A 25506-nucleotide genomic window follows, 5' to 3' on the forward strand; every position below is an offset into this window, starting at 1 on the left:
AGGAACGGAGTCGCGTCATGACGACACTCATGAGCAAACCTGTCTCGGAGATGGACCAGCCGTACTCACGGCGGTGGGCCGCGCTCGGGGTGTTGTGCCTGAGTCTGCTGATCGTCGTAATGGCGAATACCGCGCTGATCGTCGCGGCGCCGGACATGACCAGAGACCTCGGCCTCACCAGCACGCAACTTCAATGGGTCATCGACGGCTACACCGTCCCCTACGCCGCATTGATGCTGCTGTTCGGCGTGATCGGTGACAAGTACAGTCGCCGCGGCGCACTTCTCGCCGGACTCGCCGTGTTCGCCGGCGGCGCCGTCTTCGGCAGCATCGCGGACACCACCAACGCCGTCATCGCGGCACGAATGATCATGGGCGTCGGCGCCGCGATCATCATGCCCGCGACGCTTTCGCTTCTGGTCGCTACCTTTCCCAAAGCGGAGCGATCACGCGCCATCGCGGCGTGGGCGGCGACGTCGGGTCTCGCGATTGCACTCGGTCCGCTGTTGGCCGGATGGATTCTCGACAGTCATTCCTGGAGCATCACTTTCCTGATCAACGTCCCGATCGCCGCAGTCGCTGCCGTCGCCGCCGTAATTCTGGTGCCGCCGAGCAAGGCCGAGCACCTGGGCCGGATCGACTGGATCGGCGGCGCACTCTCGGTGGTCACCATCGGCTCGCTCGTGTACTCGATCATCAACGGATTCCACTTCGGGTGGACCGGCGGACCCATCGGTGCCGCGGTACTCGCTGCGATCGGCCTCGTCTCGTTCGTCGTCTGGGAACTGCGTCACCCGCAGCCACTGCTCGACGTCCGTAAGCTCGGCCAGCGCATGGTCGGCGGCGCGACGCTCGCCGTACTTCTGCTGTTCCTGGCCGCCTTCGGCGCCATCTACTTCATCTCACAGCAGTTCCAGTTCATCCTCGGCTACGGCGCACTCGAAACCGGTGTTCGTTTGCTGCCCTTGGCAATTGCCGTTTCGATCGGCGCCGTTGTCAGTGGGCGGATCACTCCGCTGATCGGCGTCCGGGCGTCCATCGTCGGCGGCATGGTGGTCGCCGCGATCGGCGTTCTGATTCTCACGCAGGTCGACGGCGATTCGGGCTACTGGATGTTCGCAGTCCCACTGATCCTGCTCGGCCTGGGCATCGGTCTCAGCGAACCGCCGGCCACCGACGCCATCATGGACAACTTCTCCGAGGACGATCTCGGTGCTGCGGGTGGCCTCAACGACACCGCCATCGAACTCGGCGGCTCGCTGGGTATCGCGATCCTCGGCTCGATCCTCGCTGCGAGCTACAAGGATTCGATTGCCGGATTCATCGATGGAATGCAGGTTCCGCAGTTGACGGGCGAACTTGCACAACAGGCCGCGTACGCGATGGAGGTGTCGGGCGAATCCGTCGGCGGCGCTTCGTTGGTCGCCGAAGAGATGGCAGGCAACCCGTTGGCTGCAGCTCAGGCAGGGCCGTTGCTCGACGCCGCAGGCAGTGCCTACGCCGACGCGATTTCGGCGGCCAGTTGGGCGGGCGGTCTTGCACTGTTCGTGGGGGCAGTTGTCGTGGCGTTCATCCTGCCGGGCAAGAAGGCCCCTGTGGAAGTGGACCCCGCGTCAGTCTGACGTGCTCGGAGCCAGCGGGTCTTCGGCGAGAACCAACTCGCGGGAGACCCGCCACGACTCGGTCGAGGGTGAGAGAAATGCGTCGTGTCCTTCGCCCTCGATCACACGCAGTGCCACGGGATCACCAGCCGCTTCCGCGGCTTTCGCGTACCGGGAGCTCACCTTGGCCGGCACCTGCAGATCCTCCGCACCCGTGACGCACACAACGGGGACGCCGATCGGCAATCGATGCTGCGGCGACGCACTGCGATACAGATCCGGGTCCGCGTCGAATGGAACGCCGAACAGATCCTCGATGAAGCTGATCCGTCGTCCACGCTCGCCTGCCGACGCCAGATCGAGTGCGGCCGCCTGGGCGATGACCCGTTCAGGCCGGGTGAACGTGTCCTTCTCCCCCGCCAGCCACACTGCAAGATGTCCTCCGGCCGAATGCCCGAGCAAGCGAATCTGATTCAGATCCAATTCGGCCGAGGACTTCCCGGCAACCAGTCCGGGGATTTCGTCGTACGCCGTTTTCACGTCGGCGGACATCTCCGGCCAACCACCGCCCGCCCCGAGACGGCGGTATTCGATGTTCCACACCGCGACGCCGTGCCGCGCGAGTTCGACGGCAAATGCGGTGCCCAGAGTCAATCCGTACTGCCCGCTCCAGAAGCCGCCGTGGATCTGCATGACGACCGGGATCGGGCCGTCAACGACTCCGTCGGGAACGTAGAGATGCCCGAACTGCTGCTCGTGTCGGCCGTACGGAATCTTGAATCGAGGCACCGAGGAAATCTATCTCAGGCGAGGGCGCTGCCTGCGGCCCAGTCTGCCCAGGAAAGGGTCCAGTCGCCGTTCTGCCACACCTCCAGCGGAGCGCCGCCGGTGTTCTTGATCTCGACGACATCTCCCGGCTGCGAGAAATCGAAGAACCATTTGGCATTGGCCGCACTGAGATTGAGGCAACCGTGCGAGGTGTCGGTGTTTCCCTGCGCCCAGACGGTGCTCTCCAACTCGTGAAGATAGATACCGTCCGTGCTGATGCGGGTGGCCCAGTTGATGGATTCCTTGTAGCCCAGGCGCGAGTTGATCGGCAGACCGTAGGTCGACGAATCCATGATGACGGGATTTGCCTTGTCCATCACGGTGTACGTGCCGGGCTGGGTCCAGAACGAGAGCGTCGTGCCGCCGATCGTCTCGGTGCCGCCCATTCCCATCGAGGTCGGCATTTCCTTGATCACCTGACCGTTTTCGTAGACGGTCACCATCTTGGTGTTGTCGTCGGCGACCGAGACGTGGGAGTCGCCGATCTTGAAGGACACGGTGTCGTCCTGCTGGCCGTACAGGCCGTTGCCGAGCTGCTTGCCGTAGATGTTCGCGTTCACCGAGACCGTCGTGCCTGGTGCGTAGTAGTTCTGCGGTCGCCAGTGAACGTTCTGACCGTCGACCCAGTACCACGATCCCTGTACGGGCGGATTGGTTGTGACCAGCAGAGACTTCTCGGCCGCGGCCTTGTCACCGATCAACTCGTCGAAATGAACGGCGACGACGGTGCCGACACCGTACGTGCCACCGTCCGATATCGAGGCGCCACCGGTGGTGTTGATGTACGCCCGGGTCTGGTTACTCGGCGCGACGGTGGTCAGCGTCGTGTTCTTGGTCGTGGCAACACCATTCGCGTCGACGGCGTCGACGACCAGCTTGTAAGTCTTGCCGTATCCGAGTGGTTCGCTCGGTTTCCAGGACGTCTTGTCCGGCGTGGTGATACCGGCGACTTCCTTACCCTCGGGATTGGTCAGCGCGACGGTCGTCAATGTTCCCTTCGCGACCTGGACCTCGATGGGGTCGAGTGGACTCACCGGAGTTCCGCCGTCCGCCGGTGTGACGGTGACGAGCGCCTCGCTGGTCGGGGTAGTGGTGACGGCGCTGCTGGAGGAACCCGTGTTGTCTCCGGTGGAGACCGTGCACCCCGCGACGAGCATCAACGCCGCCGCGGCACACACCGCTCCAACGATTCGCATATGCGCACGTGACAACATCTGGCCTCCTGAAATCCCCGAACCAACTCACGCCGAAGGCGACCCCCGACGTCTTTACGATAGTGCGCAAATCTGACACTTCGCTGAGCGCCGGATCCGATTCAGCTCGGGATCACAACAAGATCAGTGCAGTGGCCGTGGTCCCCAGCGATCGGTCAGCACTCCGATCGCGCCCAGAGCAACAGCCCCGGCGGTCGACGTGCGCAGGACCGTCGGGCCGAGAAGCACCGGAGTGGCCCCGGCCTCCGACAACGCGCTGATCTCCGAATCGTCGAGCCCACCTTCGGGACCGACAACCAGAAATACCTCGTCCGCGCTCGCCAGCGGCAAACCGGCCAACGGCGTCGTCGCCGATTCGTGAAGCACCGCAACCACAGCGCCACGGGCAACGGCGTCACGAACCAACGCGATCACCGCCGGCGTCTTGTGCAGTTCCGCAATTTCCGGGACGAACGCGCGTCTGGACTGCTTTGCCGCAGACACTGCCGCACTTCGCCAGCGTGCGACGCCCTTGGCGAGCTTGGGGCCCTCCCACTTGGCGACACAACGCAAGGACTGCCACGGGATCACCGCGTCGATCCCCGCCTCGGTCGCCAGTTCGACGGCCAACTCGGAACGCTCGGCCTTGGGAAGTGCCTGAACGAGGGTCACCAACGGCTTGGGCTGCTCGAGAACCTGAACGTCACTGACCAACAGTTCCAGGCGGTCCTTGCCGACGCTCGTCACCTCGGCGTCGGCCACCCGGCCACGGCCGTCGGCCAACACCAATCGCTCACCGACGCCGATCCGGCGGACAGTGGCCGCGTGGCGACCCTCCTGTCCGTCCAGAACTGCGATTTCACCGACGCCGGGAACCGGGTCGAGAAAGAAGACCGTCGCGGCCACCGTCAGCGGCCGCTGAATGCTTCGCGAAGACGCGAGAACAATCCACCGCTGTTCTGCGAGGCCGTCGAGACAACCTCGGCCTCGTCGCGATCGCGGAGCAGCTTGAATTCCTTGAGCAGCTTGGACTGCTTGTGATCGAGACGGCTCGGGATGACCACCTCGAGGTGAGCGTGCACGTCGCCGCGCACTCCCGACCGCAGTTTCGGCATGCCATGACCGCGAAGAACAGCAACGTGTCCGGGCTGGGTGCCTGGCTCGATGGTGATTTCCTTGGGGCCGTCGATGATGGTGTCGACGGTGACAGTCGTACCGAGCGCTGCGTCGACCATCGGAACGCGGATCGTGCAGTGCAGGTCTTCACCGTCTCGAACGAAGACGTCGTGCTGCTGCTCGACGATCTCGACGTAGAGGTCGCCGGGGTGTCCGCCGCCCGGGCCCACTTCACCCTGCGCGGTCAAACGGATGCGCATGCCACCGGCGACGCCCGCGGGAACCTTCACGGTGATGTCACGCTTGGCCCGCACTCGGCCGTCGCCGCCACACTTGTGGCAGGGATCCGGGATGGTCTCACCGGCACCGCGGCACGTCGGGCAGGGACGCGAGGTCATGACCTGACCGAGGAACGAGCGCTGGATGGATTGAACTTCGCCGGCACCGTTGCAGGTCTCACAGCGGACAGGCTTGGAGTCGCCGTTGGTTCCGGCTCCGGTGCAGCTGTCGCACAGAATGGCCGTCTCGACGGTCACGTGCTTGCTGACTCCCGTCGCACATTCTGCGAGGGTCAGCTTGGTGCGAAGCAACGAGTCGGCTCCGGGCTGAACGCGACCGCGCGGCCCACGACCTGCGCCGCCACCGCCGCCGAAGAATGCTTCGAAGACGTCGCCGAGGCCGCCGCCACCGAATCCGCCGCCGAAGCCACCACCGCCGCCACCACCGGACTCGAGCGGGTCTCCGCCGAGATCGACGATGCGACGCTTCTCCGGGTCGGTCAGGACCTCGTAGGCCGTCGAGATCTCCTTGAACTTGGCCTGCGCCGCCTCGTCAGGGTTGACGTCCGGGTGCAGTTCGCGTGCCAGCTTGCGGTAAGCGCGCTTGAGCTCCTGGTCTGTCGCGTTCTTGTCGACGCCGAGCAATCCGTAGTAATCCCGTGCCACGTTGAGTCTCTCGTCCTTCTCTTACTTCTAGGTTTTCCTCAGTCCTCGCGAGGAGGCGTGCCGACGAATGTCGACGTCCGTCATCGCTCGGAGAGAACTTCGCCGATGTATCTGGCAACGGCGGCAACCGATGCAATTGTTCCCGGATAGTCCATCCGAGTGGGTCCGAGCACACCGACACCACCGAAAACGGTACCGGCCGCGCCGTAGCCAGTCGAAATCACGGAGGTTCCGCGCATCTGTTCGACCTGCGTCTCTTCACCGATCTGAACGGTGACCGTGCCGGAGTTCTGCGTCGCAGCGAGCAGTTTGAGGACCACTACCTGCTCTTCCAGTGCTTCGAGCACTGCGCGCAGCGAACCGGGGAAGCCGGCCAGACCGGAGAAATCGGCGGCATTGCGCGTGAGATTCGAGGTTCCGCCCAGAACGAGACGATCTTCCGGATGTTCGACCAGGGTCTCGACCAGAACCGTTGCCGAGCGGATCACGGCGTCGCGAAGGTCGGCCGGAGACTCGTCAGCCAGTTCCGCCACGGCAATCGACGCGGCGGCCAGGCGCTTGCCTTCCAGTGCTCCGCCGAGAAGCGTGCGCAACCGGGAAAGGTCTTCGTCTTCGAGGACGTCTCCGAGTTCGACGATTCGCTGATCGACGCGGCCGGAATCGGTGATGAGAACGAGAAGCAGGCGCGCCGGCGTCAACGCGACCACCTCGAGGTGGCGAACCGACGACGCGGACAGCGACGGGTACTGGACAACCGCGACCTGACGGGTCAGTTGCGCGAGCAGTCGCACACCGCGGCGCAGAACGTCGTCGAGATCGACACCCGACTCCAAGAACTCGAGGATCGCTCGACGCTCGGGCCCGGACATGGGCTTGACGTCGGCGATGCGATCGACGAATTCGCGGTATCCCTTGTCGGTGGGGACGCGGCCGGAACTGGTGTGCGGTTGGGCGATGTAGCCCTCGGCCTCGAGGAATGCCATGTCGTTGCGCACAGTGGCGCTCGACACTCCGAGGTTGTGACGCTCGACCAGTGCCTTGGATCCCACCGGGTCCTGGGTGGAGACGTAATCGGCCACGATTGCACGTAAGACCTCGAAACGCCTGTCGTCGGTACTCGACATCGTTGCCACCTCCGTTTCCTGAAAAGAACGAACACCGACATTTACACATCGGTTTCCACTGGCAGTCTAATCGCCCGAGCGCCAGAGACGGCTGTTGCCCTTACTGTGGAGTGAGATCGGCGAAAGGTCGATCGCACAACCATGGACAAGGCGGCACATGATCTTCAAAGGCGTGATGGACGGCAAACCGTATCCCGATCACGGACTGTCTCTACGCGACTGGTCGAAGTTCCCTCCACGTCAGGTTCGACTCGACGAGATCGTGACCACCACGAAGGTCCTCGAACTCGATCGCCTGCTGTCGGAGGACTCGACCTTCTACGGCGATCTGTTCCCGCACGCAGTGCAGTGGCGCGGCACTCTCTACCTCGAGGACGGTCTGCACCGAGCGGTTCGTTCGGCCCTGCGAAACCGCGTCGTGCTGCACGCGCGTGTCTTCGACTTCGACGCGATGCCCGGTGTCATCGAGGGAGTCCGCTGACGCTCACGCGACTCGGGTACCGAGACTCAACCGACGAACGCGAGCAGTGCGGGATTCGTCTGCCCCGGCCAGGTTCCGGTGAGTGTTGCCGAGCCTGACACTCGATCTGCGTCGATCACTCTCACCACGGTCAATTCCAGATCTCCCGCGCTGATGGTCGTGTCGGTGCCGACCGTCGAGCAGGTCACGGATTCGACTGCCGGTACGGAAGCGCGGGCCGTACCGCTGCCTACTACGCGAGCCGTCACGGGGATGTGATCGGCGGTGTCCGCGAAGACCAGTTCGACTCCGGCCCCACCCGTCAGAATCGCGGTCGCCACCGCGCTGACGTAGACCGGATCACAGCATGCGTCGTACACCCACCGTTCGCCGAGTACCGAATGATCCATGGTCGCGATCAGCGCGGTCTCCGCCCCGTCCAGCGGAGCACCACGATAAGTGAGCGGGACCTGAAGAATTCGACCGTCGGCAGAGCGCATCAGGTGCGTCTCGATTCCGACCTCGCCGTCCGGGTCGTCGAAACGATAGGCGTCGACGCGTTCGAGCGTCGAACAGTCGACCGACACGAGCCACTGCTGCTTGGGCACCCACGCTCGGAGCAGGTCGTTCTTGGACGGATTCAGCTGCGCACGATGAATGATGGCCACCACGGCCACATTACGCGGCGAAGGATGGTTGCGCGTCAGGTCAGGATCGTGCGAATCACCGCATCGGCGAGCAGGCGACCACGGTCGGTGAGAACCACGTGATCGTTCTCGATCACGGCCAACCCGTCGACTACCACCTGTTCGGCCGAAAGACGTTCGGATGCAGACAGTTCCGACAACGGAAGTCCCGTACGCAACCGCGCGGTCAACATGACGCGCTCCATGTGTTCGTCCTCGGCGGTCAGTTCTTCGCTGCCGCCGACGGGAAGTTCACCGAGCGCCAACTGTTCCGCGTACCGCGCCGGGTGCTTGACGTTCCACCACCGCACTCCGCCGACGTGACTGTGCGCGCCCGGACCGGCACCCCACCAGTCACCACCGTCCCAGTAGCCGAGGTTGTGACGACACCGGGCGTCACCGGAGTCCGCGGTTTCCGCCTTTGCCCAGTTGGAGACCTCGTACCACCGCAAGCCTGCCTCGGACAGGCGTGAATCGATTCGTTCGTACCGCGAGGCCAGCACATCGTCGTCCGGCGCGGGCAGCTCGCCGCGCCTGACCTTGCGAGCCATGGCGGTGCCGTCCTCGACGATCAACGCGTAGGCCGAGACGTGATCGACATCGGCGGAGAGAACCGCATCGAGAGAGGCGTCCAGATCTTGATCGCGCTCCCCTGGCGTTCCATAGATCAAATCCAAGTTCACGTGCGAAAAACCAGCTGCGCGAGCCTCTTTCGCGGCAGCGACGGCGCGACCGGGAGTGTGGGTGCGGTCGAGGATCTTCAGAACGTGCTGGGCGGCCGACTGCATGCCGAGGGAAATCCGGGTGAATCCCGCACTGCGGAGAGCACCGAAGAACTCCGGCGACGTCGATTCGGGGTTCGATTCCGTGGTCACTTCGGCGCCGGACGCCAAGCCGAAGCTGCTCCGCACCGCCGACAGCACGTCGGACAATCCGTCGCCACCGAGCAGCGACGGCGTTCCACCGCCCACGAACACCGTCTCCGCCGCCGGGGCGCCCGTCATCTCGGCCGCGAGATCGAGTTCGCGCCGCAGACCCTCCAGCCACGACTGCGGCGACGCCGAGGTTCCGAGCTCACCGGCCGTGTAGGTGTTGAAATCGCAGTACCCACACCTGGTGGCACAGAACGGGACGTGGATGTAGATCCCGAACGGCCGTTTCCCGACACCCTCGAGCGATCGCGCGGGCAAGGCGAAGGGCGTCGCCTCGCTCTGTCGAGTGGGAGTCGTGCTGGTGGCATTCACACCTCCAGTGTCCCAGCATCCGGAACGCACACCTATTCAGCCTGCGATGCAGGTCGGCGTATGGCTTGAACTCGATATTTCCCCCGTTTTTCGTGGAAATATGCGCCCGAGTCGGAATTATCGAGTTGACGTGGCACAATGGTCCGCATGACCGGACTCGGAGTGCGACTTGTGGCGCGTCGCCATGTCGACTTCAAGCGTGTGTGCAGCTCGTCGTGTCTGCACCTGTGTAGCTGTTGATCTTTCACTGATCTTCCAGCCTTTCCCGCTCATCTCCATCTGCTTCACCGAAACACTCTCTGCAGAGACATGCCTTTTCAGGGACGCAGCTTCTCCAGCTGTTCGTTTTCGTGAGCACACCTGCCGGCCGCGAGCTTTCCGAGACCGAGGACAGCCCCCTCGATTTCCGACACGGACCGGTGCGTCCCGATCAGACACCGCCACAGTTCATCGATAGTGCGTGCCGCGTGCCGATCAACCGCCCAGATCCAGGAGTTCATCGATGACGTCGACCACCGACGCCGCCACACCCGCCGATTCGGCAGCAGCTGCCGAAGCCCGGCCTGCACGCGCTGCGCGTCCCGCCAAGCGTCGCGCCGAAGGTCAGTGGGCCCTCGGTTACCGCGAGCCTCTCAACGCCAACGAGCAGGCCAAGAAGGACGACAACCCGCTCAACGTTCGGGCCCGCATCGAGAACATCTACTCCAAGCAGGGCTTCGACAGCATCGACAAGGGCGACCTTCGCGGCCGCTTCCGCTGGTGGGGTCTCTACACCCAGCGCGAAGAAGGCTACGACGGCACCTTCACCGGCGACGAGAACATCGACCTGCTCGAGGCCAAGTACTTCATGATGCGCGTGCGTTGCGACGCCGGCGCTCTGAACGTCGAGCAGCTGCGCACCATCGCCGGTATCTCGAAGGAATTCGGCCGGAACACCGCCGACCTGTCGGACCGTGAGAACGTTCAGTTCCACTGGATCGAGGTCGAGAACGTCCCGGAGATCTGGAAGCGCCTCGAAGCCGTCGGGCTCAAGACCACCGAAGCGTGCGGTGACTGCCCTCGCGTCGTCCTCGGTTCTCCCCTGGCCGGCGAATCGCTCGACGAGGTCCTCGATCCCACCCCGGCGATCGACGAGATCGTTCGCCGCTACATCGGCGACCCCAAGTACTCCAACCTGCCGCGCAAGTTCAAGACCGCTATCTCCGGTCAGCAGGATGTTGTTCACGAGATCAACGACATCGCCTTCATCGGCGTGAACCACCCCGAGCACGGCCCGGGCCTCGACCTCTGGGTCGGCGGCGGACTGTCCACCAACCCGATGCTGGCGCAGCGCGTCGGCGCCTGGATTCCGCTCGACGAGGTCCCCGATGTCTGGGAGGGCGTCGTCTCGATCTTCCGTGACTACGGCTACCGCCGTCTGCGCGCGAAGGCCAGGCTCAAGTTCCTCGTCAAGGACTGGGGTATCGAGAAGTTCCGCGAGGTTCTCGAGACCGAGTACCTGAAGCGCCCGCTCATCGACGGCCCCGCGCCCGAGAAGCCCAAGCGCCCGATCGATCACGTGGGCATCCAGAAGACCCGCAACGGCCACAACGCAGTCGGTTTCGCTCCGATCGCCGGCCGCGTCTCGGGAGACATCCTGGCTCAGGTCGCCGACGCCGCGGAGAAGGCCGGCAGCGACCGGATCCGCTTCACTCCGTACCAGAAGCTGATCATCCTCGACGTCGCCGACGAGACGCTCGAGCCGCTCATCGCCGATCTCGACGCGCTGGGCCTTCCCGCCCGACCGTCACACTGGCGCAAGAACCTGATGGCCTGCTCCGGCATCGAGTTCTGCAAGCTCTCGTTCGCCGAGACCCGCAAGCGTTCGCAGGTGCTCGTGCCCGAACTCGAGCAGCGTCTCGCCGACATCAACAGCCAGCTCGACGTGCCGATCACCATCAACATCAACGGTTGCCCCAACTCCTGCGCTCGCTCGCAGATCGCCGACATCGGCTTCAAGGGCCAGCTCGTCGACGACGGTGAGGGGAATCAAGTCGAGGGTTTCCAGGTTCACCTGGGAGGCAGCCTCGGATTCGACAGCGCCTTCGGACGCAAGCTGCGCCAGCACAAGGTCACCAGCGTCGAGATGGGTGACTACATCGACCGCGTCGTACGTCAGTTCGTCAAGAACCGCAACGAAGGTGAACGGTTCGCCGAATGGGCAGTGCGCGCAGACGAAGGAGATTTGCGATGACAGTGGACATTTCGCGAGCAACTGCCGACGAGCTTCGGTCCATCGCCGAGCGCGGTGCCGTAGAACTCGACGGAGCCGGCGCGCAGGAACTGTTGCAGTGGACCGAGGACACGTTCGGCGACTCGTACATTGTTGCGTCGAACATGCAGGATGGAGTGCTGGTTCACCTTGCCGCACAGGTGCATCCGGGCGTCGACGTACTCTTCCTCGACACCGGCTATCACTTCCCCGAAACCATCGGCACGCGTGACGCGGTCGAGCAGGTGTACGGCGTCAACGTCATCAACGCTCGTGCGCTGGCAAGCGTCGCCGAGCAGGATGTCGCCGAGGGCAAGGATCTGTTCGCCCGTGATCCCAACCGCTGCTGCGCACTACGCAAAGTCGCGCCGCTCAAGCAGACACTGTCCGGGTACAGCGCGTGGGTGACCGGCATCCGCCGCGTCGAAGCGCCCACCCGCGCCAACGCTCCCCTGATCTCCTTCGACGAAGCCTTCGGACTCGTGAAGATCAACCCGATCGCTCCCTGGTCGGACGAGGAGATGCAGAACTACATCGACACCAATTCCATCCTCGTCAATCCCCTTGTCGACGAGGGATATCCGTCCATCGGCTGCGCACCCTGCACCAGCAAGCCAGCCCCCGGCAGCGATCCGCGTAGCGGTCGTTGGGCCGGTGCCTCCAAGACAGAATGCGGGTTGCACGCATCATGACAGTTGACTTGACACCTTCACGGCCTCAGCTCGACGGCACACAGTTCGATACTCTCGACGCCCTCGAGTCCGAAGCGATCCACATCTTCCGAGAGGTAGCCGGCGAATTCGAACGCCCGGTCATTCTCTTCTCGGGCGGTAAGGATTCCACGGTGCTGCTGCATCTGGCGATCAAGGCCTTCTGGCCTGCGCCGCTGCCGTTCACCCTGCTGCACGTCGACACCGGCCACAACCTGCAGGAAGTCCTCGACTTCCGCGACCACGTGGTAGCCAAGTACAACCTGCGCCTGCACGTGGCCAGCGTCGAGGAGTACATCGCGGACGGTCGCCTCACCGAGCGCCCCGACGGTATCCGCAACCCGCTGCAGACCGTGCCGTTGCTGGACGCGATCTCGGAGAATCGTTTCGACGCCGTCTTCGGCGGCGCTCGCCGCGACGAGGAGCGGGCCCGCGCCAAGGAGCGGATCTTCTCGCTGCGCAACGCTTTCGGACAGTGGGATCCCAAGAAGCAGCGCCCGGAGCTGTGGAACCTGTACAACGGTCGCCACTCCCCCGGCGAGCAGGTACGCGTCTTCCCGCTCAGCAACTTCACCGAGCTGGACATCTGGCGTTACATCGCCCGCGACAACGTCGAGCTCGCCAGCATCTACTACGCCCACCAGCGTCCGGTGTACCAGCGCGACGGCATGTGGATGACCCCCGGAGTCTGGGGTGGGCCGGCTGACGGCGAAGAGCTGCAGACCCTTTCGGTGCGATACCGCACCGTCGGCGACGGTTCGACCACCGGCGCAGTCCTCTCCGATGCCGCTGACAACGAGGCCATCCTGGCCGAGGTTGCGGCATCACGTTTGACCGAGCGCGGCGCGACCCGTGGCGACGACCGAGTTTCCGAAGCGGCCATGGAAGACCGCAAGCGAGAGGGCTACTTCTGATGAGCGATCTGCTCAGACTGGCAACTGCCGGCAGCGTCGACGACGGAAAGTCCACCCTCGTGGGCCGTCTGTTGTACGACACGAAATCCGTTCTCGCCGACCAGATCGACGCCGTGACCCGTGCGTCGGTGGACCGCGGTCTCGACACCCCTGACCTCTCGCTCCTGGTGGACGGACTGCGCGCCGAGCGTGAGCAGGGCATCACCATCGACGTGGCGTACCGCTACTTCGCGACCCCCAAGCGCACCTTCGTGCTCGCCGATACACCGGGCCACGTGCAGTACACCCGCAACACGGTCTCCGGTGCCTCGACGGCTCAGCTCGTGATCCTGCTGGTCGATGCTCGCAAGGGCGTCATCGCGCAGACTCGCAGGCACGCAGCGGTTCTCGCGTTGCTCGGTGTCCCGAAGCTCGTTCTCGCCGTGAACAAGATCGACCTCGTCGAGAACCCCGAAGAGGTCTTCACCTCGATCTCCGCCGAGTTCAACGAACTCACCAGCTCACTTGGCTGGGCAAGCGAAGACGTCGTCGAGATCCCGGTGTCGGCACTGCACGGTGACAACGTCGCCATCCGCTCCGACAAGACCCCGTACTACACCGGCCCCACACTGATCGAGCACCTCGAGTCGATTCCGGTCGACGCCGAGCCACATCGCGTCGGTCTGCGTTTCCCGGTGCAGTACGTGATCCGCCCCCGCACCGCAGAGTTCCTCGACTACCGCGGCTACGCCGGTCAGGTCGCTGCCGGTTCCGTCGTGCCCGGCGACGAAGTGGTGATCCTGCCCTCGGGTACGCGCACCACCGTCACACGTATCGACACGGCCGACGGCGAACTGGACGTCGCCCACGCCGGACGCAGCGTCACGCTGATCCTGGCCGACGACGTCGACGTCTCACGCGGCGACACCATCGCATCGCCGTCCGACGCACCCGAGCCGATCGGCGAATTCGACGCCACTGTCTGCTGGCTGGCCGAGAAGTCGCTGCGCCCCGGTGCACGTCTGCTGCTCAAGCACGGCACGCGAACGACGCAGGCCATCGTGGGCAGCTTGGTGGAACGCTTCAACGAGCAGGACCTCACCACGGATCAGGGCCCGGACACTCTCGAGCTCAACGAGATCGGCAAGATCTCCATCCGGGTGGCCGAGCCGATCGTGGCTGACGACTACGCCGTCAACCGCCACACCGGCAGCTTCCTGCTGATCGATCCCGCTGGTGGAAACACTCTCGCAGCCGGCCTGGTGGGCGACGTCATTTCCGCTGTCGAATTGGGCGAGCGCGTCTAAGTCGATGGTTCCGCTCATCGCTGTTGCGCACGGCAGCCGTGACCCCCGTTCTGCTCGGGTGATCGCGGCTGCTGTGGCAGCTCTTCGTGAAGTCCGGCCAGACCTCGATGTCCGGCTGGCGTTCCTCGACCTCAATGCACCGTCCATCGATCAGGTCCTGGACGGAGTTGCACACGACGGCCACACTCACGCCGTTGTTGTTCCGATGCTGCTGGGCAATGCCTTCCACGCCCGGGTAGATCTGCCCGGACTCTTGGCCGCTGCCGCGACACGCCACCCCCAGTTGACCGTGTTCCAAGCAGACGTGCTGGGTCGCGATGCTCGGCTGATCGAGGCAGTACGCGAGCGAATTCTCGAAGCGGGTGCCCGCCCGGACGATCCGTCGGTCGGTGTCGCTCTTGCGGCAGTCGGCTCGTCCGACGCGCGCGCCAATGCCGCGACCGCAGAATTGGCGTCCACTCTCCTCGGCGGAACCAACTGGTCGGGCGTTCGAATCTGTTTCGCGACATCCGCGGAACCGACAGTTGCCCAGGCGATCTCCGCACTCGAGCAGGACGGCGCCGAACGTGTTGTCGTCGCACCGTGGTTCTTGGCTCCCGGCCTACTGACCGATCGACTCAGCGCTGCCGCAGCAACTGCATGTCCGCGCGCGCGTTTCGCCGACACGATCGGTGGGCACTCTCTACTGATCGAAACGATGATCGACCGTTACCGACAAGTCGCTGATGCACTACCCGACCGTCTGGTCCGCTCCGCCTGATCCGGTTTCACAGGCCGTTATCAGATTGTTACCGTAGTGTTGGATCTGTCCAGCTCGCGAAGGTACCTCCTTCGCCTGCGAAACAGATCTTTGGGTGCAATCCCCTCAGAGCGCCGCGAGAGGGAACACCATCACTCACAATCTTCGCCTCGGCACAGCCGGCATCGCATGGGTCCTGTCGGTGCTCTACCTGCTTGTCGAAATCTTCACAGCCGGAGCATGGAAGACGCCGTACAGCTTCGCGCGCGACTCCATCAGTTCGCTGGGCGTGACGACATGCAGCGTGGATTCGTGTTCGCCGATGCACGACGTGATGAACGCGGCCTTCATGATCCTCGGTGCGCTCACCATCCTCGGTGCAGCCTTGCTGCACAAGTACATTCCGGACGGTCGTGCGAAGAAGTGGATTCTCGGTCTTGCCGTCGTCGTTGCATTGAGCACCGCGGCCACCGGCCTCTTCCCGGCGAACGACGGGACCTTCGTTCATTGGACCGCCGTACTTCCCGGCTTCGTCGCACGTCATGCCGTTCTCGTCCTCATGGCAATTCAATTCTGGAAGCACAGCAAATGGATCGCAGTGTGGTCGGGGCTGTGCGCGGCTACCGGAATCGTAGGTGCCGTACTGCTTCTCGGACGAACCCTCACTTTCGGCCTTGGTGAACGCCTGACGCTGTACCCGCTGCCTATGTGGATGGCCGTCACCGGCGTCGCAGCCCTGCTTGCGTTGATGCGCCGAACCGTGTTGAAGAACGTGGAACTGACACTGTCCGGTAACGGATTCATCACCGCTCTGTTGTCGTTGCGCCCGCGTCGATCTCGCGCGGCTGTGCCTACCGACGTTCTCGCACCGCGGAAGCTGACGAGTTTGTAGCGAACCCGGGGTGACCAGGGACACACTGGTAGGGAGGCGACGCGAGGAGACTTCCATGACCAGTGCATCTGTTCGACACGGAATCGTGGCCGGTATCGACGGCTCGGCAAGCGCGGTCAACGCCGCGAGGTGGGCAGCTTCGGCTGCAAAGAGATTCGACGAACCACTTCGCCTGACCCACGTGCTGCCAGGACAACCCGAGTCCGGTGGCGGTACCAACGTCACCGACGAAGAGATGTTCGACCACCACCTTCGCGTCGAGGGTGCAAAATTGCTCGACGAGGCCGAGGACGCCATCCGCGATGATCACACCGACGTCACCGTCGAACGTGGCCTCGTGACCGGTACTCCCGCAACCACACTCGTCGAACTCTCGAAGTCGGCTCGCATCGTTGCACTGGGTCAGGCCGGCACCAGCGAAATGCAGTCCGTGTTTCTCGGATCCGACACCATTCGGGTGGTCAACCGCGCGCACTGTCCCGTGGCCGTATTCCGCGGTACGGGTGATCACGCGATGGCCGACACCAGGCCCATCGTCGTCGGCGTCGACGGGAGCAAGCTCAGCGAACTCGCCGTCGCGCATGCCTTCGAGTTTGCCGCGTTCCTCGGCGCACCTTTGGTTGCGGTCCACACGTGGAACGAGCACGCCTCGCTGGGCGGGTATTCCGAAGCCAGGCGCTTCGTCGACTGGGGACCGTACGAACAGCATGAGCATGCACTGCTGTCCGAGTGCCTCGCCGGCTGGACGGAGAAGTACCCCGATGTCGAGGTCACCCGCAGTGTCCAGCGCAGCGGACCGATGAAGGCACTGCTCGAGCACTCGGCGGAAGCCCAACTCGTAGTCGTCGGTAGCCACGGCCGCAGCCCGTTCATGGCGTCGATAGTCGGTTCGACCAGTCAGAGCCTCATCCACCACGCCCAATGCCCGGTCCTCGTCTGCCGAGAGGGCTGAACTCGTCTCGCTGTTGCCCGGCCCCCAACTCTGAGCGAACGGCACTTTCGGCGCCATCAGGAGTCCGAAAGTGCCGTTCGCTCAAACAGGAGTGGGGGTACAACAGGTCAAACAGGGCGAGCGGGTCACACCTGGCCGACCACGCTCACCGTGACCGGCTCCTGCACCGGCGTCGACACCGGGGTCTCCGGCAGATCCGGCACCCGGGTAGCACGCGCGTACACCGTCTCCCCCGCCTCGAGGTGCAGCGCTGCACTGTCACCGCGCGTGACCTGAGCCGAGAAGAGCTCGCCGGTTGCCTCGTTGCGCAGGTCCACTCGAACCTCGAAGCCGAGGTACACGACGCGCTCGACTGTTGCGCGTGTGACGCCGAGCGACTCGGCCGTTCCGGATTCCTGCGCGAGAGCCATGCTCGGATCGCGGCCGAGGCGGATGTCGTGCGGACGGACCAACTGCCCGTTGAGCTTCGCGACGGATCCGAGGAAGGACATCACGAAGTCGTTGGACGGGCGGTCGTACAGGTCGGCAGGTTCACCGATCTGCTCGATCCGCCCCTTGTTCAGCACCGCGATGCGGTCGGCGACGTCGAGAGCCTCTTCCTGGTCGTGTGTGACCAGGACGGTGGTGACGTGCACCTCGTCATGCAGGCGACGCAACCACGTGCGCAGGTCGGCACGGACCTTCGCGTCGAGGGCGCCGAAGGGCTCGTCGAGCAGGAGCACCTGCGGATCCACCGCCAGAGCGCGCGCCAACGCCATGCGCTGGCGTTGACCACCGGACAGCTGCGCGGGGTACCGATGCTGAAAGCCGTCGAGGCCGACGATCCCCAGTAGTTCGTTGACCTTCTTCTCGATCTCCGGCTTCGGGCGCTTGCGGATCTTGAGCCCGAACGCCACGTTGTCTCGCACCGTCATGTGCTTGAACGCTGCGTAGTGCTGGAACACGAAACCGATGTCACGCTTCTGCGGCGACACGCCGGTGACGTCCTTGCCTGCGATAGTGATGGTTCCCGAATCGAGTTCTTCGAGCCCTGCGATCGAACGCAGCAACGTCGACTTTCCCGAGCCACTGGGCCCGAGCAATGCCGTCAACGAACCCGAGGGAATGTTGACCGTCACGTCGTCGAGCGCCGCGAAATCACCGTAGTTCTTGCGGGCCCCGGTCACTGTGATCATGTGGTGCTCCTCTTACGGTCCAGCAGCGTCATCAGCAACAGGACAATGATGGCGATGCCCATCAGCAGCGTTGCCGCCGAATACGCACCAAAGGTGTTGTGGTCGTCGATGTATCGCGAGTGCACCAGCAACGTCAGTGTCTGGGATACCCCCGGGAAGCCGGAAGAGACCATGATGACTGCGCCGAATTCACCGAGCGAACGCGCCACCGTCAACACGATTCCGTACGTCAGGCCCCAACGGATCGCGGGCAAGGTGATCCGCCAGAACGTCTGCCAGCCCGAGGCACCGAGCGTCGCGGCCGCTTGTTCCTGCTCGTCGCCGATCTCGTGAAGTACGGGTTCGACTTCCCGGACGACGAAGGGCAGCGTCACGAAAATCGTCGCGATCACCATGCCTGGCAACCCGAAGATGACCTTGAACCCCAACGATTCGATGCCTCCGAACCAACCGTTGGCACCCCACAGAAGAATCAACGACACACCGACGACGACGGGCGAGACTGCGAAGGGCAGGTCGACCACCGACTGCAGAACTCCGCGGCCCGGGAACCGACCACGCACGAGTGCCAGAGCGGTGACCACACCGAACACGACGTTGATCGGGACCACGATCGCCACGATGATCAGCGAAAGATTCAACGCGGAGATCGCTGCCGGTGTCGTGATCGATTCGAGAAACGGGCCGATTCCGTTCTCGAACGTTCGCGTCAGGATCACACCGATCGGCACGACCAGCAACACGAACAGGTAGACGAGAGCGATGGTCCGCAGACCGATCTTCGATCCTCTGGACACGTTCATCGGGAACTCTCCTCACGTCGCTGTCCCCGCGATGCGAAGATTCGCAGGACGAACAGCGTCACGAATGCGATGGCCAGCAACGCTACCGAGACGGCAGCGGCGTTGGTCGGACGATCGATCTCGATCTGCTGCTGAATGTACTGCGACGTCATCTGTGTCACGCGTGGGATGTTGCCGCCGATCAGAACGACCGAGCCGTATTCACCGATCGCTCTGGCGAACGCGAGGCCCGCACCGGAGATGACGGCAGGCGCCAACGTCGGGAGAACAACCGAGCGAAAGATCGTCCAGTTGGAAGCTCCCAACGACGCAGCGGCTTCCTCGACTTCGCGGTCGACCTCCATCAGCACCGGCTGCACGGAACGGACGACGAACGGCAAGGTCACGAAGGCCAATGCCACGATCAGTCCGGGCTGAGTTGCATTGAGGTGGATGTCGATCGGTGACTGCGGGCCGTAGAGGGACAGCAGCACGATCGATGCCACGATGGTCGGTAGCGCGAACGGCAGATCGATCATCGAGTTGACGATGCGCTTGCCCGGGAAGTAGTCCCGGACCAGCACCCACGCGATGATCGTGCCCATTACGACGTTGATCAATGCCACGATCACCGAGACCAACAACGTCACGCGCAACGACGCCAAGGCGACGGGTGCGGTGACGGCGTCCCAGAATCCGGAGATCCCCTCGTCGAACGCGGTGGCGGTCAACGCGGCGAGCGGAAGCAGAACGATGACGGAGAGCCACAGGGTGGCCACTCCGATTCCGAGCGGCCCCACACTCCCCGTGACCCGCGCGAGTTTTCGCCGACGAGCCACGGGGGTGGGGTCAATAGTGTCAGTCACGTCAGTCTTACTTGGTCGCGTTGTCGTAGATCACTGCGATCGAACCGGTGTCCTTGGTGAACAGAGCACTGTCCACGGCCTTCCATCCGCCGAGGTCTGCAATGGTCCACAGCTTGGTCGGCTCGGGGAACTTGTCGGTGAACTTGGCAGCGACGGCGGGATCCACGGGACGGAATCCTGCTTCGGCCCAGAGCGTCTGACCCTCGGTCGTGTACAGGTAGTCCTTGAACGCGGTCGCCTTGTCGAGGACCTTGCTGTTCGAGATCACGGCAACGGGGTTCTCGATCTTGAAGGTCGTGGGCGGGGTGACGTGCTCGACCGGGTCGCCGTTGCCTTCGATGAACAGTGCCTCGTTCTCGTAACTGATCAGAACGTCACCGCTACCCTGCAGGAAGGCTTCCGAAGCCTCGCGTCCCGACTTGGGCTGGATCTTGACGTGGTCGTTGACCAAGGCGGTGACGTAGTCGAGACCCGCCTGCGGGTTCTTGCCACCGTCGCTCTTCGCGGCGTACGGCGCCAAGAGGTTCCACTTGGCCGAGCCGGAGCTGAACGGGTTCGGCGTGACGACCTCGAGGCCGGGCTGAAGCAGGTCGTCCCAGTCTTTGATGCCCTTCGGGTTGCCCGGACGCGTCACGATGGTGACTACCGATCCGAACGGAATTCCGTTGTAGGCGTCCTGGTTCCAGTTCTGATCTACCAGACCGGCATCGACCAGACGGGTGATGTCGGGCTCGACGGAGAAGTTGACGAAGTCTGCCTCGGCACCGTCCTTCACCTTGCGCGACTGGTCGCCCGAGGCGCCGTAGGAAGGATTGAAGTTGACGTTCTTGCCCTCGTCGGTCGCCTGGAAGGCTGCGGTGAGCTTGTCGAAGCCAGGCTTCGGCACGGCGTAGGCGAACAGGTTGATCGTGCCGGCGCTACCGTCGCTGGCGGCGCTGTCACCACCCACGGTGTCGCTCGAGCCACCACTGCACGCTGTGAGTACCACGGCCCCCATGGTCGCGATAGCAGTGAGAAGTGTGCGGGAACGGCGTTTCATTGCAGATACCTTCCTGAAAGGACTGACAAACGAGGGTTGGTCAAACGACAAGTCCGAGACCTCTGGGGCTGATTCCATCGGGATGTTCAGACATGGAGAGCCGACGGGCGATGAGCCCTGAATCGGGGGCGCGAGTTACGCGCAGAGAAGTTCGAGTGGGGTGCGCAGCACCACCGGAGAGGTCGAACTCAGGAAATCAACAACAGGCGACGTCAGCGACGTCGAGCATGCCGACAGCAATCAACGCCAACTGGTGGCGGATTACGGGAGCTGTTGCTTCGGACACGCGGTGGACTTTAGCAGAGCACCGGCGCCCGCTCTAATCGGGAGAACTAACGGGTGAGAAGCCACGCGACGATCACGAGGAGAATCAGGGCTATCAGGGCGAGAGTGACCCGTGAGCGGGGCATCAGCTTTCCTCTACTTCTCGAGAATTCCTACGCAACCAGCCGAAGAGCGGCAGAGCGAGAACGGCGGCCAACGCGCGATCCAGACCGATGGCCACCAGGCGGCACAGCGGAACGACGACGATCAGGACCAACGCGACCTGCGGGATGAACGGGAGCCCCGCCATCCACAGCTCGAAGCTGTCCCACCAATCCGCAATCCGATCCACGCCAACACCCTATCCTTCGGACGATACGGTCCCGACAGCGTGTGGATTGGACGTGTGCCGATTCTGGCCGGATGATGGCCGAATGAGTGCTGACGACGAAGTTGTGCAGACGATTCCTCCCGCCTCCACGGGTCACCATCGAAGCAACTTTCCCCCGATCGACGACTATGCGTTTCTTTCCGATTGCGAAACCTCGTGCCTGATTGCCCGTAACGGATCTGTCGAGTGGATGTGCGTTCCCCGCCCGGACTCCCCCAGCGTGTTCGGTGCCATCCTCGACCGCAGCGCAGGCCATTTCCGTATCGGCCCCTACGGCCAGAACGTGCCGGCCGCTCGGCGCTATCTGCCGGGTGGACTCATTCTCGAGACCACCTGGCAGACCGAGACCGGCTGGCTCGTCGTCCGCGACGCCCTGGTTCTCGGTCCCTGGCACAACGTCGACAAGCGATCGAACACGCACAAGCGCACACCGACCGACTGGGATGCCGAACACACCCTTCTCCGTACGGTCAAATGCGTCAGCGGCACCGTCGAACTCGAGATGAGCTGTGAGCCCGCGTTCGACTATCACCGTGGCACGGCGAATTGGGAGTACACCGGAAAGGTCTACGAGGAAGCAACGGCAACGTGTCGCTCCGCCAAGCCCGGAGACCATCCCACTCTGCGCTTGACCACCGACCTACGACTGGGTCTGGAAGGTCGTGAAGCACGAGCGCGGACGCGACTGGTCGAAGGCGACAACGTGTACGTCGCGCTCTCGTGGTCGGATCTTCCCGCGCCGCAGACGTTCGACGAGGCCGCCGACAAGATGTGGCAGACGTCCAAGTCCTGGCGTGAGTGGGTGACGATCGGCAAGTTCCCCGATCACCCGTGGCGCGGATACCTACAGCGCAGTGCGCTCACACTCAAGGGGCTCACCTACGCACCGACCGGAGCCCTACTCGCGGCTTCGACGACCTCGCTACCGGAAACACCAGGCGGAGAACGCAACTGGGACTATCGCTACGCGTGGGTTCGCGATTCCACCTTCGCACTGTGGGGCCTCTACACGCTCGGGTTGGACCGTGAGGCCAACGACTTCTTCAACTTCATCTACGACGTGTCGAGTTCGGACAACGGTCAGCCGCATCCCTTGCAGGTGATGTACGGCATCGGCGGCGAGCGCACGCTCGAGGAATCCGAACTCAACCATCTGTCCGGCTACGACGGCGCCCGTCCGGTGCGTATCGGCAACGGGGCGTTCGATCAACAGCAGCACGACATCTGGGGCACCATGCTCGACTCGGTGTACCTCCACATCCGTACCCGCGAGCGCGTCCCCGAGGCGTTGTGGCCGCTGCTCAAGAAGCAGGTCGAGGAAGCGATCAAGCATTGGCGCCAGCCCGACCGCGGGATCTGGGAGGTGCGCGGTGAACCGCAGCACTTCACGTCGTCGAAGATCATGTGCTGGGTCGCTCTCGATCGCGGCGCCAAGCTGGCAGAGATGCAGGGCGAGAAGAGCTTTGCACAGCAATGGACGGCCATCGCGGACGAGATCAAGGCCGACATCCTCGCGCACGGTGTCGACTCGCGCGGAGTTCTGACACAGCGGTACGGCCACGATTCACTCGACGCGTCGCTCTTGTTGGCACCGCTGCTGCGCTTCCTGCCGGCCGACGATCCGCGCATCCGGGCGACGGTGCTGGCGATCGCCGACGAGCTCACCGAAGAGGGGCTGGTCCTGCGCTATCGCGTCGACACCACCGACGACGGATTGAGCGGAGAAGAGGGCACGTTCACCATCTGCTCCTTCTGGCTCGTCTCCGCCCTCGTCGAGATCGGCGAACTGGATCGGGCAAAGCATCTCTGCGAGCGTCTGCTCGGGTTCGCGAGCCCGCTCAAGCTGTACGCCGAAGAGATCGACGCGCACACCGGTCGCCATCTGGGTAACTTCCCGCAGGCGTTCACACACCTGGCGCTGATCAACGCCGTGGTCCACGTGATCCGCGCCGAGGAAGCTGCCGAAGCCGGAGCTTTCCAGCCCGCACACAACGCGACCTAGACCCCTGCTGTGCGCCTTTATTAACCGCCCGCGGTTAATAAAGGCGCACAGCAGGTCTATCCGGCCACCGCTTCGAGCTGCGGCGTGATCGATTCGAGCGAGTACTTCAGCGACAGCGACGACGGAGTGTTCAGGCCGGCAACAGTCGGATAGTCGACGATGGCCAATCCGCCACCCTTGACTGCAGGCAGGTCGGCAAACCCCGGCAGCTTCATCATGTCGTCGAGCGACCCGCCGTTGGGCAGCAGCACCACGACGTCGGCGCTGAGAGCGTCGACCCGTTCCGGGCTGAGTATCAGCCGGCCACCGGTCACACCGGCCTCGTCGACCAGCTTGGGCGGCAACGACATTCCCAGACGCGTGAACAGTCCCGAAGCACCGTCCTTGGGATCAGCGACGATCACCAACTGCGACGTCGGGAAGACGTACTGCGACAAAAGAGCGGACTTACCCTTCAGCCCCGGCAACCGCTGTGCGAGCGCATCGATCTGCCCGTTTGTCGCCTCGACGATCTCGTCGGCTCGCGACTCCTTGTCGAGAACCCGGCCGAGAATCTCCACCTGGTCCTGCCACGGATCGACCTGGACGTCGGACAGACCGGCAATTGTCGGAGCGATCTTGCTCAACTGGTCGAAATCGTCCTGATCGGCGACGGAGAACCCGCCGAGAATCAGATCGGGATCCAAGGCTGCAATTTCTTCAGCTTTGAGCGGGACACCGAACTGCTGGATCGCCGAGCGATCGAGTTCCTTCGCCGACGCGTCCACACCACTCTCCCACGGGAACAGACCACGCTCGTCGCCCATCGGGCCGGCAGCCAGGTACCCCACCGGCTGGATTCCGAGTTCGAGCAGAGCGTCGAGCCACTGGGTGTCGGCCGCGACGATGCGCGTCGGCGTCCCGGTGATCGTGGTGGCGCCGAACTTGTGGTCGATCGTGGTCACCCGACCGTCCGCGATCTCGTCGGCGTCCGAGGACGAACATCCGCTGATACCTACGACCAGCGCTCCCAAGAGAGCTACCGCCGAAAACTTCATCGCACGCACGAAAATACTCCTCCACTAGTTAGCAGAGGCTTACCTTCTCATATGGGACCCGGCTGTGTCCGACCTTGCTTTCAGGCGAAACGAGAGAGCAGACGCTCCGCATCGGCGCCGATGCGTCGAACCACGTCGCCGGCCGGATGGGTTCCGTGTACGAGTCCGACAGCTTCTCCGGCGTAGACGACTCCGCTGTGGGGATCCGACGGGTCGTACGCCTTTGCCAGCATTTCCTCATCGGCGTCGACTCCGTGCCAGGCGGCAGTGAACTCGTTGGCCACCGCGCGGCCACCCCACCGCTGCGGCCACGGTTGACTGCGCGCTCGGTCGAACACCGAGGTGTAAATCGTGTCGGCACTTCCGGCTTCGACGACGCGGTCGCGGGCATAGTCCGGCCCGACCGTCTCCGGGCTGGCGAGCAGCGCCGTTCCGATCATCACGCCTTCCCCGCCGGCCGCCAGGACTGCGGCCAAACCGCGGCCGGTCCCGATTCCGCCGGCCGCCAGTACTGGAAGTGATGTCGTTTCGAGGATCTCCTGCAGCAGCGGCAAGGTTCCGATTCGGCCCGTGTGACCGCCTGCCTCACCGCCTTGCGCGATCACGCCGTCGACACCCGCGGCCTCGACAATGCGAAGATCTTCGAGCGTATTGATCTGTGACACAACGGGAATGCCCGCATCGTGGATTCGTCCGACATACGAGGCGGGATCACCGAACGACAAGGTGATCATGGTCGGCTCGACGGCAATCGCGGCGTCGAGCATCAACTCGTTCTCGGGCAGCGACCACGTCATCAGGCCGACTCCGAATTTTCCGCCGATCGAGCGGGCCACTTCGGCTTCGGCCTCGATCCACTCCGGTGTGTTGTACCGGGCCGCGCCGAGCAGACCCAACCCGCCGGCCGCCGATACAGCTCCGGCGAGCGCGCCGCCCGCGCGGCCACCCATGGGCGCCCCGAGAACCGGGATTTCGATTCCGAACTCTCGGGACAACCAGGTGGTGACCAT

General features: G+C 63.8%; 25 protein-coding genes. 10 read left to right on the forward strand and 15 right to left on the reverse strand.

The window, feature by feature from the left end; genetic code table 11:
- Window positions 1-17 precede the first annotated feature (17 nt).
- Entirely contained in the window at window positions 18-1622 is a 1605-nt protein-coding gene (locus V3587_RS22260; RefSeq protein ID WP_054187677.1) for an MFS transporter, read from the forward strand.
- On the opposite strand, the gene V3587_RS22265 is transcribed toward V3587_RS22260, so the two are convergent.
- The 5 genes from V3587_RS22265 to hrcA all read right to left on the reverse strand — a co-directional run bounded on the left by V3587_RS22265 (window position 1614) and on the right by hrcA (window position 6806).
- Window positions 1614-2390, reverse strand: a complete 777-nt coding sequence (locus V3587_RS22265) for an alpha/beta hydrolase family protein (RefSeq protein WP_064444118.1) — start codon at window positions 2388-2390, stop codon at window positions 1614-1616. The genes V3587_RS22260 and V3587_RS22265 overlap by 9 nt on opposite strands.
- Before the next feature lie 14 nt (window positions 2391-2404).
- Entirely contained in the window at window positions 2405-3643 is a 1239-nt protein-coding gene (locus tag V3587_RS22270; RefSeq protein WP_003944568.1) for a L,D-transpeptidase, read from the reverse strand.
- A 123-nt stretch (window positions 3644-3766) separates the two neighbouring features.
- Window positions 3767-4528: a 16S rRNA (uracil(1498)-N(3))-methyltransferase gene (locus V3587_RS22275; RefSeq protein WP_003944495.1), complete on the reverse strand. Its 762-nt coding sequence runs from the start codon at window positions 4526-4528 to the stop codon at window positions 3767-3769.
- Window positions 4529-4530: 2 nt separating this feature from the next.
- Entirely contained in the window at window positions 4531-5682 is a 1152-nt protein-coding gene (gene dnaJ, locus V3587_RS22280; RefSeq protein ID WP_003944460.1) for a molecular chaperone DnaJ, read from the reverse strand.
- Between the two features lie 80 nt (window positions 5683-5762).
- Window positions 5763-6806 (reverse strand): heat-inducible transcriptional repressor HrcA, encoded by a 1044-nt coding sequence (gene hrcA / locus V3587_RS22285; RefSeq protein WP_003944583.1) that lies wholly within the window; start codon window positions 6804-6806, stop codon window positions 5763-5765.
- 157 nt (window positions 6807-6963) lie between these two features.
- Between hrcA and V3587_RS22290 the strand changes: the two genes are divergently transcribed.
- A complete protein-coding gene (locus tag V3587_RS22290; RefSeq protein ID WP_003944521.1) occupies window positions 6964-7287 on the forward strand; it encodes a type II toxin-antitoxin system VapB family antitoxin in 324 nt (107 codons plus the stop codon).
- 26 nt (window positions 7288-7313) lie between these two features.
- Here the strand turns inward: V3587_RS22290 and V3587_RS22295 are convergent, their stop codons facing one another.
- A complete protein-coding gene (locus tag V3587_RS22295; protein WP_136471193.1) occupies window positions 7314-7934 on the reverse strand; it encodes a CG0192-related protein in 621 nt (206 codons plus the stop codon).
- Between the two features lie 35 nt (window positions 7935-7969).
- Window positions 7970-9196 carry a radical SAM family heme chaperone HemW gene (gene hemW, locus V3587_RS22300; RefSeq protein WP_283377247.1) on the reverse strand — a complete coding sequence of 409 codons (1227 nt, stop codon included), beginning with the start codon at window positions 9194-9196 and terminating at the stop codon, window positions 7970-7972.
- 502 nt (window positions 9197-9698) lie between these two features.
- Here hemW and V3587_RS22305 point away from each other — a divergent pair.
- The 7 genes from V3587_RS22305 (at window position 9699) to V3587_RS22335 (ending at window position 16940) form a co-directional block, all read left to right on the forward strand.
- Window positions 9699-11429 (forward strand): nitrite/sulfite reductase, encoded by a 1731-nt coding sequence (locus V3587_RS22305; protein WP_042450188.1) that lies wholly within the window; start codon window positions 9699-9701, stop codon window positions 11427-11429.
- On the forward strand, window positions 11426-12139 hold the full coding sequence (locus tag V3587_RS22310) for a phosphoadenylyl-sulfate reductase (RefSeq protein WP_003944488.1): 714 nt from the start codon (window positions 11426-11428) through the stop codon (window positions 12137-12139). The genes V3587_RS22305 and V3587_RS22310 overlap by 4 nt, the downstream gene beginning before the upstream one ends.
- The gene (cysD, locus tag V3587_RS22315; protein WP_007731054.1) at window positions 12136-13071 is read left to right on the forward strand and encodes a sulfate adenylyltransferase subunit CysD; all 936 of its coding nucleotides are present in this window, start codon (window positions 12136-12138) and stop codon (window positions 13069-13071) included. The genes V3587_RS22310 and cysD overlap by 4 nt, the downstream gene beginning before the upstream one ends.
- Window positions 13071-14357, forward strand: coding sequence for a sulfate adenylyltransferase subunit 1 (locus tag V3587_RS22320; RefSeq protein WP_020969973.1), 1287 nt, complete (start codon window positions 13071-13073; stop codon window positions 14355-14357). The genes cysD and V3587_RS22320 overlap by 1 nt, the downstream gene beginning before the upstream one ends.
- A gap of 4 nt (window positions 14358-14361) precedes the next feature.
- Window positions 14362-15117, forward strand: a complete 756-nt coding sequence (locus V3587_RS22325) for a sirohydrochlorin chelatase (RefSeq protein WP_007731050.1) — start codon at window positions 14362-14364, stop codon at window positions 15115-15117.
- Window positions 15118-15211: 94 nt separating this feature from the next.
- Complete coding sequence (locus tag V3587_RS22330) at window positions 15212-15988, forward strand: DUF998 domain-containing protein (RefSeq protein WP_042450193.1); 777 nt, start codon at window positions 15212-15214, stop codon at window positions 15986-15988.
- A 55-nt stretch (window positions 15989-16043) separates the two neighbouring features.
- Complete coding sequence (locus V3587_RS22335) at window positions 16044-16940, forward strand: universal stress protein (RefSeq protein WP_003944544.1); 897 nt, start codon at window positions 16044-16046, stop codon at window positions 16938-16940.
- Window positions 16941-17065: 125 nt separating this feature from the next.
- On the opposite strand, the gene V3587_RS22340 is transcribed toward V3587_RS22335, so the two are convergent.
- From V3587_RS22340 to V3587_RS22365, 6 genes are all read right to left on the reverse strand, one after another.
- Window positions 17066-18115 (reverse strand): sulfate/molybdate ABC transporter ATP-binding protein, encoded by a 1050-nt coding sequence (locus V3587_RS22340; protein WP_007731046.1) that lies wholly within the window; start codon window positions 18113-18115, stop codon window positions 17066-17068.
- On the reverse strand, window positions 18112-18918 hold the full coding sequence (gene cysW / locus V3587_RS22345) for a sulfate ABC transporter permease subunit CysW (protein WP_003944503.1): 807 nt from the start codon (window positions 18916-18918) through the stop codon (window positions 18112-18114). Before cysW ends, V3587_RS22340 begins: the two co-directional genes overlap by 4 nt.
- Window positions 18915-19763 carry a sulfate ABC transporter permease subunit CysT gene (cysT, locus tag V3587_RS22350; protein WP_283377248.1) on the reverse strand — a complete coding sequence of 283 codons (849 nt, stop codon included), beginning with the start codon at window positions 19761-19763 and terminating at the stop codon, window positions 18915-18917. Before cysT ends, cysW begins: the two co-directional genes overlap by 4 nt.
- Before the next feature lie 7 nt (window positions 19764-19770).
- On the reverse strand, window positions 19771-20802 hold the full coding sequence (locus V3587_RS22355) for a sulfate ABC transporter substrate-binding protein (protein ID WP_003944569.1): 1032 nt from the start codon (window positions 20800-20802) through the stop codon (window positions 19771-19773).
- A gap of 196 nt (window positions 20803-20998) precedes the next feature.
- Window positions 20999-21088: an Ms4533A family Cys-rich leader peptide gene (locus V3587_RS22360; protein ID WP_309599318.1), complete on the reverse strand. Its 90-nt coding sequence runs from the start codon at window positions 21086-21088 to the stop codon at window positions 20999-21001.
- A gap of 123 nt (window positions 21089-21211) precedes the next feature.
- Entirely contained in the window at window positions 21212-21418 is a 207-nt protein-coding gene (locus V3587_RS22365; RefSeq protein ID WP_003944489.1) for a hypothetical protein, read from the reverse strand.
- 82 nt (window positions 21419-21500) lie between these two features.
- Here V3587_RS22365 and V3587_RS22370 point away from each other — a divergent pair, with 82 nt between their 5' ends.
- The gene (locus tag V3587_RS22370; protein ID WP_003944557.1) at window positions 21501-23459 is read left to right on the forward strand and encodes a glycoside hydrolase family 15 protein; all 1959 of its coding nucleotides are present in this window, start codon (window positions 21501-21503) and stop codon (window positions 23457-23459) included.
- A gap of 56 nt (window positions 23460-23515) precedes the next feature.
- On the opposite strand, the gene V3587_RS22375 is transcribed toward V3587_RS22370, so the two are convergent.
- The gene (locus V3587_RS22375; RefSeq protein WP_202426799.1) at window positions 23516-24496 is read right to left on the reverse strand and encodes an ABC transporter substrate-binding protein; all 981 of its coding nucleotides are present in this window, start codon (window positions 24494-24496) and stop codon (window positions 23516-23518) included.
- A gap of 80 nt (window positions 24497-24576) precedes the next feature.
- Window positions 24577-25506, reverse strand: coding sequence for an NAD(P)H-dependent flavin oxidoreductase (locus V3587_RS22380; RefSeq protein ID WP_030536619.1), 930 nt, complete (start codon window positions 25504-25506; stop codon window positions 24577-24579).

The sequence above is a fragment of the Rhodococcus sp. IEGM 1306 genome, from assembly GCF_036541985.1.
GTDB lineage: Bacteria > Actinomycetota > Actinomycetes > Mycobacteriales > Mycobacteriaceae > Rhodococcus_F > Rhodococcus_F qingshengii.

What these genes read in the sequence shown, in the direction of transcription:
- V3587_RS22260 (WP_054187677.1), top strand. Translation starts at nt 18, where the DNA reads ATGACGACACTCATGAGCAAACCTGTCTCGGAGATGGACCAGCCGTAC.
- V3587_RS22270 (WP_003944568.1), bottom strand. Translation starts at nt 3,643, where the DNA reads ATGTTGTCACGTGCGCATATGCGAATCGTTGGAGCGGTGTGTGCCGCG.
- hrcA (WP_003944583.1), bottom strand. Translation starts at nt 6,806, where the DNA reads ATGTCGAGTACCGACGACAGGCGTTTCGAGGTCTTACGTGCAATCGTG.
- V3587_RS22290 (WP_003944521.1), top strand. Translation starts at nt 6,964, where the DNA reads ATGATCTTCAAAGGCGTGATGGACGGCAAACCGTATCCCGATCACGGA.
- V3587_RS22305 (WP_042450188.1), top strand. Translation starts at nt 9,699, where the DNA reads ATGACGTCGACCACCGACGCCGCCACACCCGCCGATTCGGCAGCAGCT.
- V3587_RS22310 (WP_003944488.1), top strand. Translation starts at nt 11,426, where the DNA reads ATGACAGTGGACATTTCGCGAGCAACTGCCGACGAGCTTCGGTCCATC.
- cysD (WP_007731054.1), top strand. Translation starts at nt 12,136, where the DNA reads ATGACAGTTGACTTGACACCTTCACGGCCTCAGCTCGACGGCACACAG.
- V3587_RS22320 (WP_020969973.1), top strand. Translation starts at nt 13,071, where the DNA reads ATGAGCGATCTGCTCAGACTGGCAACTGCCGGCAGCGTCGACGACGGA.
- V3587_RS22325 (WP_007731050.1), top strand. Translation starts at nt 14,362, where the DNA reads ATGGTTCCGCTCATCGCTGTTGCGCACGGCAGCCGTGACCCCCGTTCT.
- V3587_RS22335 (WP_003944544.1), top strand. Translation starts at nt 16,044, where the DNA reads ATGACCAGTGCATCTGTTCGACACGGAATCGTGGCCGGTATCGACGGC.
- V3587_RS22340 (WP_007731046.1), bottom strand. Translation starts at nt 18,115, where the DNA reads ATGATCACAGTGACCGGGGCCCGCAAGAACTACGGTGATTTCGCGGCG.
- cysW (WP_003944503.1), bottom strand. Translation starts at nt 18,918, where the DNA reads ATGAACGTGTCCAGAGGATCGAAGATCGGTCTGCGGACCATCGCTCTC.
- V3587_RS22355 (WP_003944569.1), bottom strand. Translation starts at nt 20,802, where the DNA reads ATGAAACGCCGTTCCCGCACACTTCTCACTGCTATCGCGACCATGGGG.
- V3587_RS22370 (WP_003944557.1), top strand. Translation starts at nt 21,501, where the DNA reads ATGAGTGCTGACGACGAAGTTGTGCAGACGATTCCTCCCGCCTCCACG.
- V3587_RS22375 (WP_202426799.1), bottom strand. Translation starts at nt 24,496, where the DNA reads ATGAAGTTTTCGGCGGTAGCTCTCTTGGGAGCGCTGGTCGTAGGTATC.
- V3587_RS22380 (WP_030536619.1), bottom strand. Translation starts at nt 25,506, where the DNA reads ATGGTCACCACCTGGTTGTCCCGAGAGTTCGGAATCGAAATCCCGGTT.